The organism is Acidovorax sp. ACV02 (assembly GCF_014851475.1).
Taxonomy (GTDB): Bacteria; Pseudomonadota; Gammaproteobacteria; order Burkholderiales; family Burkholderiaceae_C; genus Acidovorax; species Acidovorax delafieldii.
Window position 1 is genome coordinate 277,935 of the sequence record NZ_JACUZU010000003.1, and the last position, 17,014, is coordinate 294,948.

Sequence of the window (17,014 nt, forward strand, 5' to 3'; positions counted from 1 at the left end):
GGGCGGTCCTTTTAGGAGCTGCGAGGCCAGTTCACGTACACCCCGTTTGTCGAGGGCGGCTCCCGGTATTCCGGCACCGTGCGGATGGTGTACGTGACGTCGACCGTCTTGGTGGCGTTGGTGGCGGTCAGGCTGGCGCCGCTGGTATTGCTGATGGCGCGGGCCGTGGCCCACTCGATCTGCAGGGTGTTGGCCGCTGGCTGCTGCTGCAGCGCCAGGGCGACGAAGCCGCCGGCATCCGGGGCGCCGGGGGCGAGGATTTCTGTGACGACCTGGTCGGTGTCATAGGCGGTGCTGATCTCCCCGCCCGCGTCAGGCAGGTGCACGGTGCGCAGCAGCACCGTCCCACTGGGGTAATCGATCAGGCCCGATGCGTCGCCGCTGATGACACCTGCGGCGTTCGTGGTGGCGGTCCGAAGCACTCCGGCGCTGAACCAGGTGAACACGGGAGAGCCAGGCACAACGCCTTCATGCTCCAGCGTCCAGCAGTATTCAGGGGCGCGGATGGCGGCGCCTTGGGTGCTGCGGTTGGTGAAGCCCACGCGCTCACCCCACTGGATGATGATCGCGCTGCCTGCATCGGGCAGTACGGGCAGTGTGATGCTGCCGCTGCCCGTGCCGTAGATGAGCTGGCCTGCGCCACTGCCTGTAAAGGCGCCTGCGCCATCGTCCTGCAGCTCGTACCAGGTGCCCAGCGCTCTCCAGCTGATCGTGACCGAGCCTGGCTCTGGCAGCGGCTTGAGCATGAAGACGTAATTGAACCCCCGGTTCTCCTGACCGATCTTGATGCGCTGGGTATGGGCCGCTACCCCGATCTCCACCCGGCGTGGGGCTTCGGCCAGGACGATGGAGCGCGCAGCGGCCGGGCGTTGGTCGAGTGCCGAGGTCTCGGTGCGCGAGTTGGGGACGAGCTGGGTGTAGATGCTGTCCACCTTCACGCTCGTGTCGCCGATGGTTCCGGCCACCACGGTGGGACCGGCGCCGTAGTACTCGGCCGCATCCGCCACGGTGGTGTCGCGGATCATGGTCTTGCCTGCAGTGCGGCCGAAGCCCCGGTCGGGTGGGCTCCCCGGAAAGTCAAAACGCAGGCTGTCCGACAGGTCGAGCTGGGTGACCGAGCCCAGGAAGTCCACATAGGTGCCGTTGCTGTTGTACGTGAACACCCGTGTTTCGGTGGTGGCCTTGGTCACCCGCACGTACTGGACCCGCTCGCCCGCCAGGCCTTCGTTGTAGATCAACACCAGGGTGCGACCGATGGGCGGCGTGGCCGTGCCAGGCCGGTGGAAGAGCTGGATGTTGCGCTGGCCCAGGACATGGTTCTCCAGCAGGTAGCCCGACCACTCGGACGCTTTGATCAGGTAGTTGGCAATGGCCGCTGCGATCTCGGTACGGCGGGCGAACAGGTTGCACTTGGCGAGGGTCACCGACACATTGGGGTCGGTGGGCGGCATGGACAGGATGAAGTTCGCCCCCATGTAGGGCTCGGCGTTGTTGGTCATCACCGCCGCGTGCACCTGCATGATGCTCACGTTGCCACCGGCCCGGTCGGCCTCGGTGATGTCGCGGAAAATGTGGTTGCTGCCGCCGTAGGGGATGACGTTGCCGGTGGGGCCGCCGCCGCCCTCGGGCACGTCGTCCATCACGCGGGACGCGAGCAGCTTGATGTCGCCTTCAAGGATGGTCATGGATCAGACTTTCAGAAAACGGAAGGTGGGGCGATAGAACAGCTCGGGCGTGATCTCGCCGTCCAGGAGCTTCCAGATCGGCTGGGCCGAGAAGCCGCCCTTGGCGTGGTCGAAGATGACTCGGTGCGTCTCGCCGCGCAGGACCAGATCGAGCTGGATGCCGGGCAGCGCGGCCCAGGCCTGCAAGGAGCTGCACAGAGCGCGGCTGATCCATGCGTTTGTATCGGTGCCTTCCAGGGTGATGGGCTGGCCCGCTTGCTTGAGTGAAACGTCCACCAGGAATGCGCCGGTGGTGCTGTATCCCGTGGCCTGCTCGACCGGGGACCAGTCGAACTCATCCGCCCAGTGCAGGCGGTCGCTCAGGGTTGCGGTCGTGCCGCTGTAAGTCAGGGTGATGCTCATGGGGTTTACCGGACAGCGGTGCTCTTGGCCCGAGCCAGCCTGCGCAACAGATCTTCGCCCTTGCCCTGGCTCTCTGCATCGGCAAAGCGCACGGTGGTGGGCTGGCCGTCGATGGTGATGTTGGAGACGTAGGTGGCGCCCGAAGAGCCGCCACTCCCGCCTGCAGACGTTGCGGGACCTCTTTGAGGAGTTGTTCGCCTTCTTCTTTCAAAGTCGAGCATCTGGTCCGCGTCGGCGTTGCCTTCGTCGGTGTATTTGTAGTACTCGGCCATGTTGCCCAGCGCTTCTGACAACGTGCCGAACTTTCCAGCCCACCGCTTTTGGACATCCTTGGCCGTGTATGGAACCTTGCCGTTGGCATCGACAAATTGCTCAGAGAGCTTTCGAGCGAGCAGTTCATCAAGCCCGGCCTGTTTGAGGTAGTCGATGATTGCGGTGCGCGTCCATATGCCCTGGGTCAGCGCACGCCCCATGGCGTCGCTCGACCAGCCGTCCTTGTTGCGGAACTGCGAGCCGCCCGTGCCCACTTCCTGCACACCACCACCCAGCTCCTGCCCGTTGCTGGAGAACCGACCGCGTTCAAACAGCCCCTTATCGCCTTCTCCCGGACGGCCGTAGGTCTGCTGCATGCGGCGCTGGTATTCCTGCAGGGCCTGCGTTGAGGTACGGATCGCCGAGGTCACGCCACCCCAGTCGCGCTGCATACCTGGCGCAACGCGACCGCTGGATGCACCGGTCTGCTCAATGGAGTCGCGCAGCTTCAGCGTTGCCTTGCCCGCAGCGTCGAGCTGGACCTCGTAGCCGCGCACAGCCGCTTGCCCTTCAACCCAGGCTGGAGCAACCCCTTTGTTTGCTGCGATAGCCGCCTCCGCAGCCCGTTTAAAGCCCTCGCCCAATTCGCGGGCACTCGCTGTGCCGCTGGCGGTAAGCGTGTCGTAGGCTTCCTTGGCATCGGTCGCCGTCTTCTTGAGCGTCTCGTCGGACGTCACACCCAGTTGCTTCAGAGCCTCACGCACGCTGTTGATGCCTGGAGTAGCTTGGTCCAGGGCATCTTTCAGGGCAAGTGCCTTTTCTTTTGCCTGGTCGAGCAAGCCATCAGCGATCTTGTCGCCCAGGACCTTGCGAACCTGCTCGATCTGAGAGCGCACGGTCTCCAGTGCTTTCTCGCTATCCGCCGACTGGATGGCCTTGCTCAACGACGCGGTGAGCGCGCGTCCGGTGTCCACACCTTCGGCCTTGAGCTTGTCCAGGCCCGCGATGATGGCTTCCACGTCGTTGATGGCGCTGCGGGAGGTAGCCCCTACTCGACCTTGGAGCTGTTCAAACTCAAGTCCCGTGCGCTTGACTGCTTCCCGGAGAAGAGAATCCATCAACTGAGCGGATCGCTCCGACTCTTTGGTGAGCACAGCGAAGGCGGCCTCTGCTTTTGCTTTTAGGGCCGCCAATGGCTCACCAGTAACACCTTGCTCAAGGGCATCGCGAACTGCCTTCGCAGCCTTCTCCGCTTCACTGCGTGCGGCAAAAAATGCGGCTCGGGCCTTAACCTCAAATTCCGCGAGGTCCTTGCCATCCAGCGCTTTCGACCATGCAGCCTGCAACTCCGTAAGCGATATCTTTCCGTCCGCCGCGAGTTTTTCGAGCACGGCTGAGAAGTCCCGGATACCTTGGACCTTTGATAGATCAAAAGCGTCGGTCGCCTTTTTGAGCGCTTCGGCGGTGACAACCCCTTCCTTGCTCAGCTTTTCAAACTCTGCGACACCCGAGCGTGCCGCCTTTGACAGATCGAAAGTGCGTTCAACTGCTGTTTGAATGGCAGTTGCCAGGCGAGCCCTGTCTGCTGCCGCCTCCTTGGCAATGTCTGCTGCGAGCTTGTCTGCACGTGCAAGCTCATCGGTACGGTCCTTGTACCCCGCGAGCTTGGCGGCGGCCTCACCGATTGCGGTGCCGATGTCCTTGAAGTTGGCGACCAGGCCAATCAGGGCGAAGGTGCGCAGGCTGGCAAGGATCGTGGCGAATCGGCTCGCGCCCACTGCGGCCGTTGCGGCAGCGTTGCCAGACGCGACCATCTGGACATTGTTGGCAGCTACCGCTGCGGCCGAGGCCTGGGCGGCCACGCCGATGCCCAGAAAGTGCTGAGCGAGCCGGAATGCCATGAAGGCAGCGGTGGCCTGCCCAACGTCAATCAGAAGCCCTGCAACGGTCTTGAGATTGTTGGCGAGAGCGCTGATCGCAGAGGCAGCCGTCGCACTGGCGCCGGTAGCTTTGTCGGTCTCGCTGACATATAGGGTCCATTGGGTGGACAAGTCCTGCAGCGCCCGGCCCACAGTCGGTGGCAGCTTCGAAAACTCAGCAGCGACTGTCTGGCTTTGCCCCTGCAGCGCTTTGATGACGGTGTCGCTGGTGAGCAAGCCAGCTTCTGCCATCTTGCGAAGTTCCCCAGTGGTGACGCCGAGTCCATCAGCCAAAGCGCGCGCCAGCCGTGGGCTTTGTTCCATGACGGAATTGAACTCATCGCCGCGCAAGGCGCCGCCCTGCAAGCCTTGCACCAGCTGGGTAATCGCCGCACTGGACGCCTGAGCGCTGGCTCCGCTGAGCTGGATCGTCTGATTGATCGTCTCGGTCAGCGCCAAGGCCTGGGTGCTGGCCGCGACAGTAGATAGGCCTGCGTCCTTGCCAGCCTGCGCCAGGCGCGTGAAAAGAACGCCCGTCTCTTCCAGTGCACTGTGGGTGCGCAATGCAACTTGGGTGACTTCGTTCCAGGAGCGAGTGAAGTTGTCACCCTCGCCGGTCACAAGCTTCAAACGGGCCTGCAGGTTGTTGACCTGGTCGGCCGTCTCCGCCAGGTCCGACGCCATGGTCTTTAAACCCTGGAAGCCCTGCAGGGCTGCGTAGAAACTTTGGAGACGGGCCAGTTGCTGGCTGATGGACTCCACACCGTCGCCAATCTGGCGGTGTGTGCGCACCATGGTCTCCCCGGCATTGGAAGCTCCGGTAGCGGCCCCCTGGTAGGCGGGCACCAGGTCCTGAATGGCCTCGCGGACTCCGGCCACCTCCTGGCGCAGTCGCTGCTGTGCATCACGGGCGTTCTGCCCGGACACACCAAAGCGCTGTAGTGCGGTCTGAGCGCCCGATAGGGCTTGCTCCTGCTGGCTCAGGGCTACACGTGCGGCATCGACCCCCGCCTGCAGGCGCTGCTGAGCTGCAACTTCCTGGGCAGTCGGCGGCCCCATGGCAGCAATTTGCCGACCGTAGTTGGCGGCCTCAGTTTCTGCCGCCTTGAGTGCGCGCCCCGCATCGCGTGCCTCGGTCTGCAGTTGCAAGAAGGCAGATATCGCAGCGTCTTGCTCGGCCAGCTCGCGCAACCGGGCAGCGGCCGATTGGGCGGACTTCGACAGCTCGCCTGTCAGTACCTTGGAGACATCGTCCAGGTCATCCGCCAGGCCCGTGATTGACTCACGGCCCGTGACACCAACGCGGAGTTCTGCACTGACTTGCTTGTCGGCCATGTTTTCTTACAATGCAGGCATGCGCCCGATCCTCTTTTTGCTGTGTGTTGCGTTCCTGCTTACTGCAGGTGGCTTCGTGTCGATTGGCATGGCCGTTGGCTTTGTGGCCTTTTTTGGCCTGGGCGCCTTCATCACCTGGCTGGTTCTGAACCCGTTTTTCAAGCGCCAGCAGTAGCTGCCATGACGTAACTGTCTCGCGCGAAGCACAAAAAAATAAGGCCGACAAATGTCGGCCTTATTCGTTTGGAGGGAGTGGATGGGTCGTCGTCAGACCTTGCGCACGCGGTAGTACTTGCTGACGCCGACCCCGCTCTTTGTGTCGTCCTTCAGGACGGCACCGGTGACCGGCAGGCTTGCGAAGCCCTTGTCGGCCAGCAGACCGATGGCAGACGCCACCCCCTGGCTTGCGCGCCAGATTTCCACAATGCATGGCTTGCCGTCGTCAGCCTCGTTGAGCCCTTCAAAGATCAGCTCCAGCTCCTTGGCCTTGGTCGTCAGCGCTTCAATGATGGCGTAGCTGCCGTACTCGTAGCTCAGCTTTACATCGTCATCGTCGGCCAGGTCCACGGCATCCGGCAGCACGTAGACACCGGAAGCACGCACTTCGTAGTTGCCAGCTGCGGCAATCAGATCACCCACCGTGGCATACGTGTAGTTCACCCAAAAAACGGAGCCATCGACCACGCCGGGCGCATCTGCTGCCACCTGGACACCCCCTGCGACCACGGTGTAGTTACCCGCAGCCGTCAATGGTGTTGCCGTTGCCTCGTCCGCTCCCACTCGGATGCTGACGTTCGTAGCAGGCGCTGCGGTCAGGTGCAACAGCGGCACGAGGGCTCCTTTGTTCACCCCGGAGTGTTGCTCATCCGTTGCCGTCGCTGTACCCGCAGTGCTACCTTTGCGCAGCGTCAGGTTCTTTGGGCCGATGTGCGCGGTGCGCAGCAGGCCACCCCGAGTGACCTTTTGCGCTTCGTTCGCAACCGTCCCAGCGTCCACGCCGTGCACGGTGCCCAACGATGCGCGCGCGAAGTTGGTCACGTTCAGGTCGGCCAGCTTCATTTTGATCTCGACATCGGTCACGCGGCGCATCTCTGCGTGGGTGCCGCCACCGAGTGCCGTCATGTCTGGTTGCTTCTGGACATCCTCCTTGTGGGACAGCTCCAGTTCCAGGACGTTGCCGATGGGCATGGGTGCGGCTGTAGTACCGCGCTCACGGGCGTACACCTGGCCCATATAGCCTGCGGGTGCGAAGATGCGTTTGATGATGGCTGCAGAGGTCATAGATCAATCCTTGGTGGTGGTGGTGGGTAAGGGGGCAACTACGCCCACGGCACGCAGCCAGCGGGCAGTTTCTGGATGCACGACGAGGGGTGTGCCAGGTGGTTTTTTCTCGCCCAGGTGCTCATGCTCCCGAGCCAGAATCACTTGCTCCATCGCGGGTGGCGCGGGAGGTTGAGCGGCTTTTTTTCTCGGCTTGGTGGGGGTCTGTTTCATGGCTTTCTCCATTCGGCCCAGTTGCGGGTTTTGAGTTCGAGCGCTGCGCTGTGGCACAGCAGACCAGCGAAGAGCACAGGACCAGCACTGGCGACTTGCACGCCTCGCTCTTCAGACAGACCCGAGCCCAACAGGCCAGGCAGACCCAAGGAGCCGTCCACGCGCACGGCATCGCGCATGCGCTCGACCAGGTCATCAAAGATCAGCTCGCTGTCAATGGCGGTCTGGAAGGACAGATAGCCGCGCACCAGCCAGGTGTGTTCGTTCAGGATGCGTCCGTTGGCATTCACCTCCGAAGTCGCCGTGCGGCGCACGTACCAGCCACGGATATGCGGTTCACTGGCAAAGGCATCCGTGGCAGGATCGGCATGGGTGTAGAGGTAGGCCTGTTTAAACCCCAGCTCACTGTCTGCATACCGTTCGCACGCGTGCACCACGCCTACAGCAGACACGGAACGCAACAAGGCCAGCAATGCGGTACGCGAAGCGGCGAGGGTGTTGGGCATCGTCACTTGCGTGCTCCCACCAGGTGGGCCGCCACTTTGGCGGCAGCGCGGTCAAACATCGCTGTCACTTGCCCCTCCGTGGACTGGACGGCACGCGCCATGGGGTGCTGCGCAGGTGTCCCCTCACGCGCAATCTTGCGGGCCACCAGGAAGGCAACCCTCTTGACCTCCTTGGGCTCGCGGATACCCAGGACCGCCTGAACCCAAGGCTCAATCGCAGCGACTGGGGGCATGTGGGGACGAGTGCCCAGCTCCAGGAACAGTGCATTGGGCTGGCTGCTGCTCACGATGCCAAGCACGCCAGCCGGGGTGCTGGCTACATCGCTGGTAATGCTCCTGGCCGTGAGACCGGAGACGCGAGGCATGTTCTCCTGCCATTCGCGCTGCACCAGCAGAGTGGCTTCGGTCATGGCTTCCTGCAGCACCTGGTCCGTATAGGCAGGTGCCTCACGCAGCCCTTGTGCGAACGACTGCAAGCCACCGAGACTGATGGACAGGTTCACAGGCCACCTCGCTGCACCAGGCGATGGCGCGGATTGCGGCTCGGCCAGCTCACGACGCCTGCAGCGGCGGTAGAGCCTGAGCTGCCGCCCGTCGCCGAGGTGAAAGGGTCGGAGACGCCAATACCGGCGTAATAGGCAGACCGCAGCTCTTTGGCTCTGGCGGCGAACTCACGCGCCCGCGTCTCCGTCATGCTGGCGTCCGAGCCAAAGCTGTTCTCGCGCTGCGCGCTGTAGTAGGTTGCCAGTTGGTGGCAAAGCAGGTGCGCCGCGTACTGCGCCACAGGCAAGCGGTGACGTGCTGGAATGGTGTCCTCAGTGGCCGAGAGCGCATGCTCGGCCATGAACTTCACGCGGACCACGCCACCCACTGCCACGTGGTCCGCTGCCATGAGCTGCCAGCCAGTGGGAGACAGGTAGGCCGATACGTCAATGGCCGCAATCGGGTCTCGACCGATGGGGTACTCCGCGCTTTGAATCCATGCGCCGTCCGTCCAGCCTTCCGGCGCAGGGGCCAGTGAACCACCGGGCCAGGTCACATCGCCCATCAGGCGGCGAGGAAGGTCCGCGCTGTACTGCAGACGGGCAGCTTCCAGTGCGCGGGCGCGGGTGTCCACAGTCAGCACAGACGCTTGATCACGGGCCAGATCGCTGAGCAGCGCCTGAAAATCGGCCAAAGCCATGGTGGGTCGGAGTCCTGTTTAAAGAAGAGGTGTTGGTCGGCTGGGTTGCCGAAGGCTCCAGGTCCGGGGCCTTGGACAACCCACCCCTTACGGGGCGGGCCGGGTGCTTTGGCAGGCCACCAGCCTGTTGCGCCGAAGCGCTTCGCGCCGCTGGGTGTGTCCGGTGCGTTACGCCACCACGGCCTTGGTGAAGGCGCGGTAGTCGGTCACCGCGCCGCCGTAAATGTGGCGAATCTTGTAAGTCAGCTTGTCGGCCGCGAACATGGAACCCACGTTGGGTGTGTCCTGCACAAACAGCTCGGGCTCCTCGCGTCCGTCCAGGAAGCCCACCTCGATGCCAGGGATGTCTGCCGGATCGGCTGCAGTGCACCAGTCGTTGGCATCGGTCCAGTACCACACAGGGATGATGTTCATCGTCAGGGTCTGGATGAACGTCTTCTCGTTGTTGGTGGACAGCTTGAACAGATCGACAGCGGCCTCCTGCAGGTCGGAGGGAACAACCAGCCGCGAAGGGGCGATGCCGATGCGGTCGTTGCTGGAAAGCTCGGTCTGCTTGAGCATCGCCAGACGGTGGACCGCCAGCTCGGCCTTGGACAGAGCCGCCGCGAACAAGTTGGCGTGGTCCACATGGAACAACGCCTTCGTGTCATAGATCACCGGGTTGGTACGCAGGAAGTCGAACACGAACTTGGCGAGGGTGCGCTTGGCGGCGCGCGACAGCTTGGTGGGGATACGGCGAATCACGCCCACGTCGTCGTTCTTGATCATCTCCAAGGTGATGTCTTCCGTGCCACCCTTTTTGCCTGCCTTGTAGGTAGCCTCTTCATCACCAGGGCTGGTCAGCGGCAGGTAGTCGCCACCTTCTGCCACAGTGGGCAGGTCGCCATAGCCACCCCAACGCGTGCGGTGCTGCATGCGGAAGTCGTTCACAGGCACCACGCTCACGAGCTGGCGCCAACCGTCGAAGTCCACCGCAGCGCGGTATTCGGCCAGCATGCGGCGGGTCACGCTGTCGCCCAGCACTTCACCCAGCGATGCGCTGCCCAGCGATTCCACCAGGCGCGACTGGTCGCACTCGCGGAGACGGCCGGTCACCAGGCGGTCGCCCGTCATCTCGATGTAGCACTCCTTAAAGGACTGCACGCGGCCGTGATCCTTGTGGGCCGGGTCCCAGAAAGCGTCGAGCATGTCACGCATGGTCAGGCTACGGTCACCCACCACCATGGAGCCTTCGCCGAACATCGGCACGCGTACGGCACCGCTCTCCGTCATGCGGGCGATGTACTCGCCCTCGGCCTTGATCAGGTCGCCCACGGCGGCCTCGGTCAGGCGGTCGGCGCCAGCGATGGATACCTGCGCCTGCAGGCGGTCCTTGGCGGCCTGGGGCAGCTTGGCCGCGTTGATGCGTTCGCGGGCTGCGCCACGCAGGGTGAAAACTTCCAGGTCGGCACGGGTCAGAGGCGTGTTGTCGCCCTGGCCTTCGGTGATGCGGGTCGCACCAGGCGCGGTCGGCACCAGGGAGCCACACACGGCTTCGTGCAGGGTCACCAGCTCATCGTCACCGATGGTCTCGGCGTTGATGGTGGCGTGCTTGGCGGGGTCTTTGGCCTTGATGGCCTCCAGCAGGCGTTGCTTCCAGAGAGGCATTGCGTTTCCTTCAGGGTTGTTGAGAGGTTGGTCGGCAGCGGCTTCAGTCAGGCGATCCAGGCCGCCGCCAGCGCCCGGTTCGACAATCAGGTCAACGGAGTGCACCTTGGTGAACTTCACGGCCTCGCGCAGGGTCTCGGTCCCGGCCTTGCGCTGCTTGGTGCGGGCATCCGCGTCGATGGACAGGCCCAGCAGGCTCTGCATGCCGCGCTTGACGGACTCGGTCATCTTGGTGACCGCCGCATCCGTGGGGTCTAGGGCTTTAAAGGTGCCCACCAGTGCCCCGGTGTCGGGCGCCTTGCCTTCCACAAAGCGCACGCCATAAATGCCACCGATCAGGTTGCGCACGTCCTTGCCCTTGCCCGCGATGTGCTCTGCGTCGCTTTTGGTGAATACGCGCACACCCTCAAACATGGGCGCCGCCTCGCGCAACGTGGCGTCGGGGTAGTAGTTGCGGTTGCCACTGCGGCCGGAGCGGATGAGGGTCACCTCGATAGACCCGTCAGCGGCCTCGCGGAAGGCCTCACTGCCCACTGCCTCGCGCACTGCTGCAGGCGCGGCGGCCGGAATAGTTGGAGCGGGTGCTGGGGTGGGCGCGGTAGGGACGTATTGCTCCACGACCTCAATGGGAGAGCCCAGCACCACCTGGTCAGTCCCAGCGATGTGCTTGAAGGAGTAGCTGTACTGGAAGTGCTTGCCGTCCAGCTCGATCACGGCGCGGTCGCTGTAGATGGCCGACAGGCCGATGTACCGGCGCTGCTCGGGAAGGCGCCCGTTGTTGATCTGCTCGGAGATGGCTGCGCGCACTACGTCGATAAGCTGACGGAAGTCGCGCTCGGGGGCTGCGGCCTCGCGCATGGCGGCATCCACCGCTGGCCCGCCGCGCAGCCCGCCACAGGCCGCCAGCGCTGCAATGAGTTGAGCCCAAATCATGCGGGCTTACTCCTCACCCGTGCTGGTGAGCTTCTGGCCGTCCTTGGTGACCACGACCACATGGGTGCCGTAATCCTTGAAGGCCAGGACTTCATCAGCCTTGATGGCCACGCGCTTTTCGCGGGGCACCTTGGCGGCTTTTCCTTCTTCGCCTTTGCCGTCCACGAGTTCGACCACCGTTCGCTGTACGCGCTTGGCGGCCTCGGCGGAGGTCAGTTCTTTGGACTTGCCCTTGTCGTTCTCGGGCGTCTGGGTCGGGGTTGCGGACATGCATCACTCCATCCATGTGAGCCGCTCAGGGCGGCGGGTTGCGATGGAGTGACTGTGCCGAAGGGAGCACAAAAAACTAAGGCCGACATGTGTCGGCCCTCGAATCAATGACCAGAGTTGCTACCGGTCTTTTCGCTGCTAGGCGTGCTTATATTTTTCAGATGTTCAGTCAGACCTCGTACGGGATATCCGTTGAACTCATCGCCAAAGCTAAGTTGCGTGACCTGCTTCATAGGGTCTTCTGCGCCTTCCTTCCATCTCGAGAACTTCACAACTACCAATGCCGACATCTCATCAATACCGAGACCGCCGACAGGCCTTCCAACGTAAATACCCACTCCTCCTGAACGGGCAAAGTAGGAGCTATTTGCCAACTGCGGGTGCTCGAGTGCTAGGTAGAACTGATGGCGCCAGTATTCCTCGTTTTCCTGAAAGAGAATAAGAATTTCAGGGCTCTGTATGAGAAGCGCAATTTTCTGCGCGCGGAGAATGTGGCGCGCGCTGGTCAACCAGTTCAGGCGGTGGGGGGCCGGTGGAACGTGTTTTCCTCCATCTGTAAGTGCGTCATATGCCCACTCGAATGATCTTTGAGCTTGCTCGGAATACTTCTCATCCCTTATCCATCGGCGTTCATCTCTGTATGTTTGATACGCGGACATGGTTCCCATGGCAAGGACGCCAAAGCCTAGAGCTGAAAAGAGAGCGTTGATTCCACCGAAAAGATCGCCAAACTGCCCGAGACTTGTCAGATCGGCGGTGCAATCTTTGCATGTAGCTCTTAAGAAGCTTCCAGCGACAAAGCCTCCCCAGAGACCCCAAGCGAGTACAACCGCACCTAACACACCAACGACTTTTGCCCAAAAGCGCCAGCTCTCATTTTGCTTTGCGCTGAGTTTCCCTAAATACTTGGTCACAATCCCGTCCTTCCCATAGAAAATCAGATGCTGTCGAATGCCAAGCCATCAACGATAGCTTTAAACCCTCTTTAAATCGCCCGGCAGGGCGGGCCGCCGGAAAAATTCAAGGGGTTGCCGCAGTGAATTGGTTTAAAGCGGCGTAGCCTGCGACAGCATCGACCTCATCACACTTGCCGCCGCCCCGCATCCTTCGCCGCCTTGTCCAGGGCCGCCTTGCGCGCATCCAGCTTCAGCTCCAGCTCAGTGAACGGCTTGGCCCCCGAGGTGGCTACCTTCCAGCTCTTCAAGTAGGGAATGGCGAGGCACCCGCAGTTGATCACCTGTTCGGGCGGGGCCTTGGGATCATGGGGGCAAAGCATCAGGTCAATGCCGCCACCCGGGTTGGGCACCTTGAAGGATGCAGCCGCATCCACGACCTGGCCATCCATGAGGTCGTGGGTCCAGCGACTGTGAATCTTGCCGCTGCGCCGCCACTGTTTACCGAGGCCTGGCACCAGAGGGGCTGCTTGCACAAGACGCTCTTTGGATGCCACGGCGAACGCCCGGCTTACCTCGGTACGTACGATGGTCGTGGCGCGCTTGGTCGAGTCGCTTTCCAGGAGTGCCTGAACTGCCTTGATGGCCTGAAATGGCGTCACGCTGCCAATGGTGACCAGGCCGAGCTGCTGCCCGATCTTGCCCAAGGCCTCGGCCGCAACGTTGTTCAAGCGTTCATGGCCGAAGGTACGCATGGCAGACAACACCCGTGCATCCAAGGCCGTGAGGCGCATCTCCACAGCATGCCCTGCGGCCGCCAACGGCTTGTCCACCAGGTCCTCGCCTTGCTGCCAGGCATCACGCAGGGCCAGGTCGGTTTCCGCTCCGGCCTTTTGGCCCGTTGCGACGAGCACCGTCGAGATCTGGTCCCGCAGCCTGGTCAGATGCCATTGTTGCCACTCCGCGGGCTGGCTTGCGAGCTGGGCCGTGATCTGGCTCAACGCATCCCGAAGCAAGCCCACGACCTTTTGGTCGGCATCAATCAGCAGCCGAGCGCGCTCCGCCAGGCGCTCTTTAAGCACCGCCTCAAAGCGCTTTTGCTCGGGCGTCACGCCTGGTCAGCCGTTGCAGGAACCGGGGCAGGTGCCGGTGCTTTGGGCTGAGCCTTGCCTGCCTGCAGTTCGTCTCGCAGGTCGGCAGGCAGGTTGAAGCTGTCCTCCGCCGCCTTGGCCTTCTTGCGCTCCTTGTGCTCCTTGCGCGCCGCTTCCAGCTCGGTCTTGGCGTCGAAGTCTTGGCCGAACCGCTGGGCCACGTCGGCTACCAGCTTCAGGGCGGTTTCCTCAGTCAGCAGCCCCGCATCGATCATCTGGATCACCGCCGTGACCAACGAAGCCATGGCAGCGGCGAACTTCGTCACGTCGCGGTTCACCAGCTCGGGGAAGACCGCCGTCACCTGCCACTCGTCCTCAGACCAGTCGGGCTTTATGCCTTTGGCTTCAGCAGCTCGCCACAGCACGAACCGTCCAACCTCTTCCAGCATCAGTTTCAGAAAATTCTGGCGCCCCGTGTAAATCTTGAAAGTGGGCTCGCCCATTTCGGAGGCAGCGGCCCGATTCACATCGCCGCCACCGCCAAACCAATGCTCGGGCGTGGTGCTGCCGCCCAGCACATGGTTGCGCAGCAGTCGGGCGCTTTCGCTGGTGTCGGCGGCCTGCAGGCCTGGGCTCTTGGCTTCCAACTTCACGCTGTCGTTGTGCACGAAGGTGCTGTTGGGCGATGGCGGCTTGAATTCCTTCTCATAGTCCTTCACGGCCTGGGGGTCAGCACCGGTCAACGTCACATCCCAGGTAAAGGCGCGTAGGTAGCCAATGCGGTCCAGCTCATTGAACAAAAACTCGTCGTAGGCGTCCAGCCAGTCGATCTGCCCGAGTAGGTCGCTGCGGCCACGGCTGCCGTTGGGGAATTTGTTGAGCTGGTACAGCAGGCACTCGCCGTCCGTGAAGTCCTCGACCCGGATGCGGGCGGTATTGGCACTGAACAGGTCACTGTCCTCACCCAGCACGATCACCCGGTACTTGTGCTGCTTGCCCCGGTTGTCGCGCTTGGTCACCACACCGATAGGCTGCTCGGGGTTGTCCGGGTCGGTCACCACAGTGGCGATCTGACGCGGGTCCAGGTAGCCCAAGCGCACAAAGCCATCCCCTTCGCGCACGTTGGCGATGTAGCACTGCTCGCCCAGCAAGCCCAGGGCACGCACGCGGGGCGTGAGTTTTAAAGGCCAGTTATTGATAGGGTCCGACCAGAAGGCATTGAGCAGCTTTTGGTGCTCTTGATCCTTGCACTGCAGCGTGACGCCCTCGGCCAGCAGGTAGGCCAGCGGAAGCTCCACCAGGCGGTTGGCGAGTAGGTTGCTCTGCCACAGGTACTCGGCCACCTTCTGCATGCGGTCCTGCGCCATGGGCGACAGGTCGCGGTCGTTCTGGTTGCTCAGGCCGTCGCCGCTCAGACGGCGCCAGCCGGGTTCATCTGCTCCTTGGGCGGATGCCGCCTCTCGGACAGGGTTGGATGGTTGGACAGGGGCAGCGGTGATGCCCACGGCCTCTTTCAGACGGTCTATCAGCCACATGGTGTCATTCCTCTGCAGCCAGCTCGGCGCCCACAAGGGCGAGCGCCAGGCGGCCATGGTCGTTGTGGTGGGCGATCACCTCGCGCAGCTTTTGCGCGGCCAGCTCGATCCCCTTGCGGTCAGCGGCTGGAAGGCCCGCGATGTGGCCCCGGATGATCAAAAGGTTTTGTTGGTCTTCGGTCATGGCTGTCCCTGGTCACCCGCGCCGAAACATGCGCTGGGCCGTGTGGCCATAGCGCTCGCGGGCAGACTGTTGACTGCCCTGGTTGGTGCCACCTTGGGCGGCTGCAGCAACCCCACCGGTCACAGCCAGCATCCACAGCATCACGACCATGTCGGGGCCATCGTCGTGATCGGCCTTGGGAAAGTGGCGGAACTGGTCGACCAACGTGGTCTGGCTGCGGTGCAGCCGGATCAGGCCGTTGTGCATGTGCGGCTGAAGGCTTTCAATGCGCAGCACCTTGTCAGCGATGGGAAGCAACCCACGCGCCGGTACCGGTACACCGAGCTGAGCGCTGCGCTTGACCAGCTCGGTGCGCAGGAACTCCTGAAACTGCACCGATTCGACGCCCCACACGATGCAGCAGTACTCCCGCTGAAAATCAATGATGTCGCTGATGATCCGGTCGGGTGTGCGCTTCTTGATCTTGGCTTCGACCACATCCAGGATGCCGGTGGTGCGCTGGTAGCCACCGATGCCAAGGGCGCTGGGGTCGCGGCTGTTGCCATGCTTGCCCAAGGATGGATCGGCCGCGCCATAGAACACCCACTCGGCCAGGCGGTTCACCCAGAACTGGATGCTGTGGGCAAAGGGGGCATCCTCGCCCGCAACCGGGTCGTTCTGCTGCTCGCTGTCGAAGGCGCTGTGGCCTTCTCGGGCGCGGCGGATCATGAGCTTGTGGATGGGACGAAGGGCGGGCCAGCTCACCACCGCACCTTTGTCCATCTCGGCCTGCTGCTCGCGGTACATCGCCATGGCTGCGGCCTCACCCTCCTGGGGCGTTTCGGCTCCCAGGAGCAGCCCTTCGAACTGCTCCCACAGATCCATGCGGTCAGGCCACTGGATGATGGCTTTAAAGACCTTGCGGTTCCACAGCGGGTTTTTGAGGAAGCGTGCAAGAACCGAGTCGTAGTGCAGCACCGTGCCGATCAAGATGGCATCCATGCTGTCGTCAGGTGGCCCCAGGTTCAACACCGAGGCCGTGACAAACTTCTGCAGCTTGTCGCGCTGGGCCGGGGTGGTTACGTTCTCATCGTTCTCGATGTCGTCCATCACCGCCAGATCGGGGCGGTGGGCGCCATGGCGGCGGCCCCGAATCTTCTTGGCGGAGCCGAAGGCTTCAACCTTGCGGCCATTGGCCGTGACGATCACGCCTGCGCGCCAGACCTTGCCCTGGCCGCAGGCTTCGGGGAAGTCCCCCTGCAGGCGCGGGTTGGCTTCCAGCTCGGCCTTGATGGCTTCCAGCATCTCGGCGGCCTGCTCAAAGGCGTCCATGATGATCACTGGGTACCACTTGATCCCGGTCACCACGCACCAGAGCACAAACGACATGCTCACCTTGGTGGACTTGGCCTCGCCCCGTGGGGCGGCCAGGGCGTCCCGCTGGCCGCTGGTTGCATTGACCATCTCTGGCAGGCGCTTGTACAGGTACTGGTGCAGCGCGCTGGGCTCGGCGGTGCCGTAGTGCGGGAAGTAATTCCGGTCCCAGTATTCATACCCGGTCACCGGGTCGAACACCTTGCGGCGGCGCTCGGCAATAGCCTCGGGCGATACGTCCCATCCGTCGAGGTCGGCGTCGATCTGACGGCGCAGGCCATCGGCCAACGCGGCCAAGCCTTCGAGGAACTCCTTGCTGCTCTTTGCCATGG

General features: G+C 62.9%; 16 protein-coding genes. 1 reads left to right on the top strand and 15 read right to left on the bottom strand.

Annotated features, from left to right (window positions below; all coding sequences use genetic code 11):
• Positions 1–11: 11 nt before the first annotated feature.
• The 3 genes from IB236_RS08605 to IB236_RS08615 are packed head-to-tail and all read right to left on the bottom strand — an operon-like array spanning position 12 to position 5,593.
• Positions 12–1,685, bottom strand: a complete 1,674-nt coding sequence (locus IB236_RS08605; protein ID WP_192420118.1) for a hypothetical protein — start codon at positions 1,683–1,685, stop codon at positions 12–14.
• 3 nt (positions 1,686–1,688) lie between these two features.
• The gene (locus IB236_RS08610; protein ID WP_192420120.1) at positions 1,689–2,087 is read right to left on the bottom strand and encodes a hypothetical protein; all 399 of its coding nucleotides are present in this window, start codon (positions 2,085–2,087) and stop codon (positions 1,689–1,691) included.
• Between the two features lie 5 nt (positions 2,088–2,092).
• The gene (locus tag IB236_RS08615; RefSeq protein WP_192420122.1) at positions 2,093–5,593 is read right to left on the bottom strand and encodes a tape measure protein; all 3,501 of its coding nucleotides are present in this window, start codon (positions 5,591–5,593) and stop codon (positions 2,093–2,095) included.
• Between the two features lie 19 nt (positions 5,594–5,612).
• Here IB236_RS08615 and IB236_RS08620 point away from each other — a divergent pair, with 19 nt between their 5' ends.
• Positions 5,613–5,768: a hypothetical protein gene (locus tag IB236_RS08620; RefSeq protein WP_192420124.1), complete on the top strand. Its 156-nt coding sequence runs from the start codon at positions 5,613–5,615 to the stop codon at positions 5,766–5,768.
• Between the two features lie 92 nt (positions 5,769–5,860).
• Here IB236_RS08620 and IB236_RS08625 read toward each other — a convergent pair whose 3' ends face one another.
• The 12 genes from IB236_RS08625 to terL all read right to left on the bottom strand — a co-directional run bounded on the left by IB236_RS08625 (position 5,861) and on the right by terL (position 17,012).
• A complete protein-coding gene (locus tag IB236_RS08625) occupies positions 5,861–6,874 on the bottom strand; it encodes a hypothetical protein (RefSeq protein WP_192420126.1) in 1,014 nt (337 codons plus the stop codon).
• A gap of 3 nt (positions 6,875–6,877) precedes the next feature.
• Complete coding sequence (locus IB236_RS08630) at positions 6,878–7,087, bottom strand: hypothetical protein (RefSeq protein ID WP_192420128.1); 210 nt, start codon at positions 7,085–7,087, stop codon at positions 6,878–6,880.
• Positions 7,084–7,593, bottom strand: coding sequence for a hypothetical protein (locus IB236_RS08635; protein WP_192420130.1), 510 nt, complete (start codon positions 7,591–7,593; stop codon positions 7,084–7,086). Before IB236_RS08635 ends, IB236_RS08630 begins: the two co-directional genes overlap by 4 nt.
• A 2-nt stretch (positions 7,594–7,595) precedes the next feature.
• Complete coding sequence (locus IB236_RS08640; RefSeq protein ID WP_192420132.1) at positions 7,596–8,096, bottom strand: hypothetical protein; 501 nt, start codon at positions 8,094–8,096, stop codon at positions 7,596–7,598.
• Entirely contained in the window at positions 8,093–8,776 is a 684-nt protein-coding gene (locus IB236_RS08645; RefSeq protein ID WP_192420133.1) for a hypothetical protein, read from the bottom strand. The genes IB236_RS08640 and IB236_RS08645 overlap by 4 nt, the downstream gene beginning before the upstream one ends.
• Positions 8,777–8,944: 168 nt before the next feature.
• Positions 8,945–11,356, bottom strand: coding sequence for a hypothetical protein (locus IB236_RS08650; RefSeq protein ID WP_225581037.1), 2,412 nt, complete (start codon positions 11,354–11,356; stop codon positions 8,945–8,947).
• A 6-nt stretch (positions 11,357–11,362) separates the two neighbouring features.
• Complete coding sequence (locus tag IB236_RS08655; RefSeq protein ID WP_192420134.1) at positions 11,363–11,626, bottom strand: hypothetical protein; 264 nt, start codon at positions 11,624–11,626, stop codon at positions 11,363–11,365.
• Positions 11,627–11,730: 104 nt separating this feature from the next.
• Positions 11,731–12,540, bottom strand: coding sequence for a hypothetical protein (locus IB236_RS08660; RefSeq protein ID WP_192420135.1), 810 nt, complete (start codon positions 12,538–12,540; stop codon positions 11,731–11,733).
• Positions 12,541–12,707: 167 nt separating this feature from the next.
• Entirely contained in the window at positions 12,708–13,631 is a 924-nt protein-coding gene (locus IB236_RS08665) for a hypothetical protein (RefSeq protein ID WP_192420138.1), read from the bottom strand.
• Positions 13,628–15,145, bottom strand: a complete 1,518-nt coding sequence (locus tag IB236_RS08670) for a hypothetical protein (RefSeq protein ID WP_225581038.1) — start codon at positions 15,143–15,145, stop codon at positions 13,628–13,630. The genes IB236_RS08665 and IB236_RS08670 overlap by 4 nt, the downstream gene beginning before the upstream one ends.
• A gap of 4 nt (positions 15,146–15,149) precedes the next feature.
• Positions 15,150–15,329, bottom strand: a complete 180-nt coding sequence (locus IB236_RS08675) for a hypothetical protein (RefSeq protein ID WP_192420140.1) — start codon at positions 15,327–15,329, stop codon at positions 15,150–15,152.
• 12 nt (positions 15,330–15,341) lie between these two features.
• Positions 15,342–17,012: a phage terminase large subunit gene (terL, locus tag IB236_RS08680; protein ID WP_192420142.1), complete on the bottom strand. Its 1,671-nt coding sequence runs from the start codon at positions 17,010–17,012 to the stop codon at positions 15,342–15,344.
• Positions 17,013–17,014 lie beyond the last annotated feature (2 nt).

Coding starts and splice junctions, on each gene's coding strand:
- IB236_RS08605 (WP_192420118.1), bottom strand. CDS start 1,685: ATGACCATCCTTGAAGGCGACATCAAGCTGCTCGCGTCCCGCGTGATG.
- IB236_RS08610 (WP_192420120.1), bottom strand. CDS start 2,087: ATGAGCATCACCCTGACTTACAGCGGCACGACCGCAACCCTGAGCGAC.
- IB236_RS08615 (WP_192420122.1), bottom strand. CDS start 5,593: ATGGCCGACAAGCAAGTCAGTGCAGAACTCCGCGTTGGTGTCACGGGC.
- IB236_RS08620 (WP_192420124.1), top strand. CDS start 5,613: ATGCGCCCGATCCTCTTTTTGCTGTGTGTTGCGTTCCTGCTTACTGCA.
- IB236_RS08625 (WP_192420126.1), bottom strand. CDS start 6,874: ATGACCTCTGCAGCCATCATCAAACGCATCTTCGCACCCGCAGGCTAT.
- IB236_RS08630 (WP_192420128.1), bottom strand. CDS start 7,087: ATGAAACAGACCCCCACCAAGCCGAGAAAAAAAGCCGCTCAACCTCCC.
- IB236_RS08635 (WP_192420130.1), bottom strand. CDS start 7,593: ATGCCCAACACCCTCGCCGCTTCGCGTACCGCATTGCTGGCCTTGTTG.
- IB236_RS08645 (WP_192420133.1), bottom strand. CDS start 8,776: ATGGCTTTGGCCGATTTTCAGGCGCTGCTCAGCGATCTGGCCCGTGAT.
- IB236_RS08650 (WP_225581037.1), bottom strand. CDS start 11,356: ATGATTTGGGCTCAACTCATTGCAGCGCTGGCGGCCTGTGGCGGGCTG.
- IB236_RS08655 (WP_192420134.1), bottom strand. CDS start 11,626: ATGTCCGCAACCCCGACCCAGACGCCCGAGAACGACAAGGGCAAGTCC.
- IB236_RS08670 (WP_225581038.1), bottom strand. CDS start 15,145: ATGTGGCTGATAGACCGTCTGAAAGAGGCCGTGGGCATCACCGCTGCC.
- IB236_RS08675 (WP_192420140.1), bottom strand. CDS start 15,329: ATGACCGAAGACCAACAAAACCTTTTGATCATCCGGGGCCACATCGCG.
- terL (WP_192420142.1), bottom strand. CDS start 17,012: ATGGCAAAGAGCAGCAAGGAGTTCCTCGAAGGCTTGGCCGCGTTGGCC.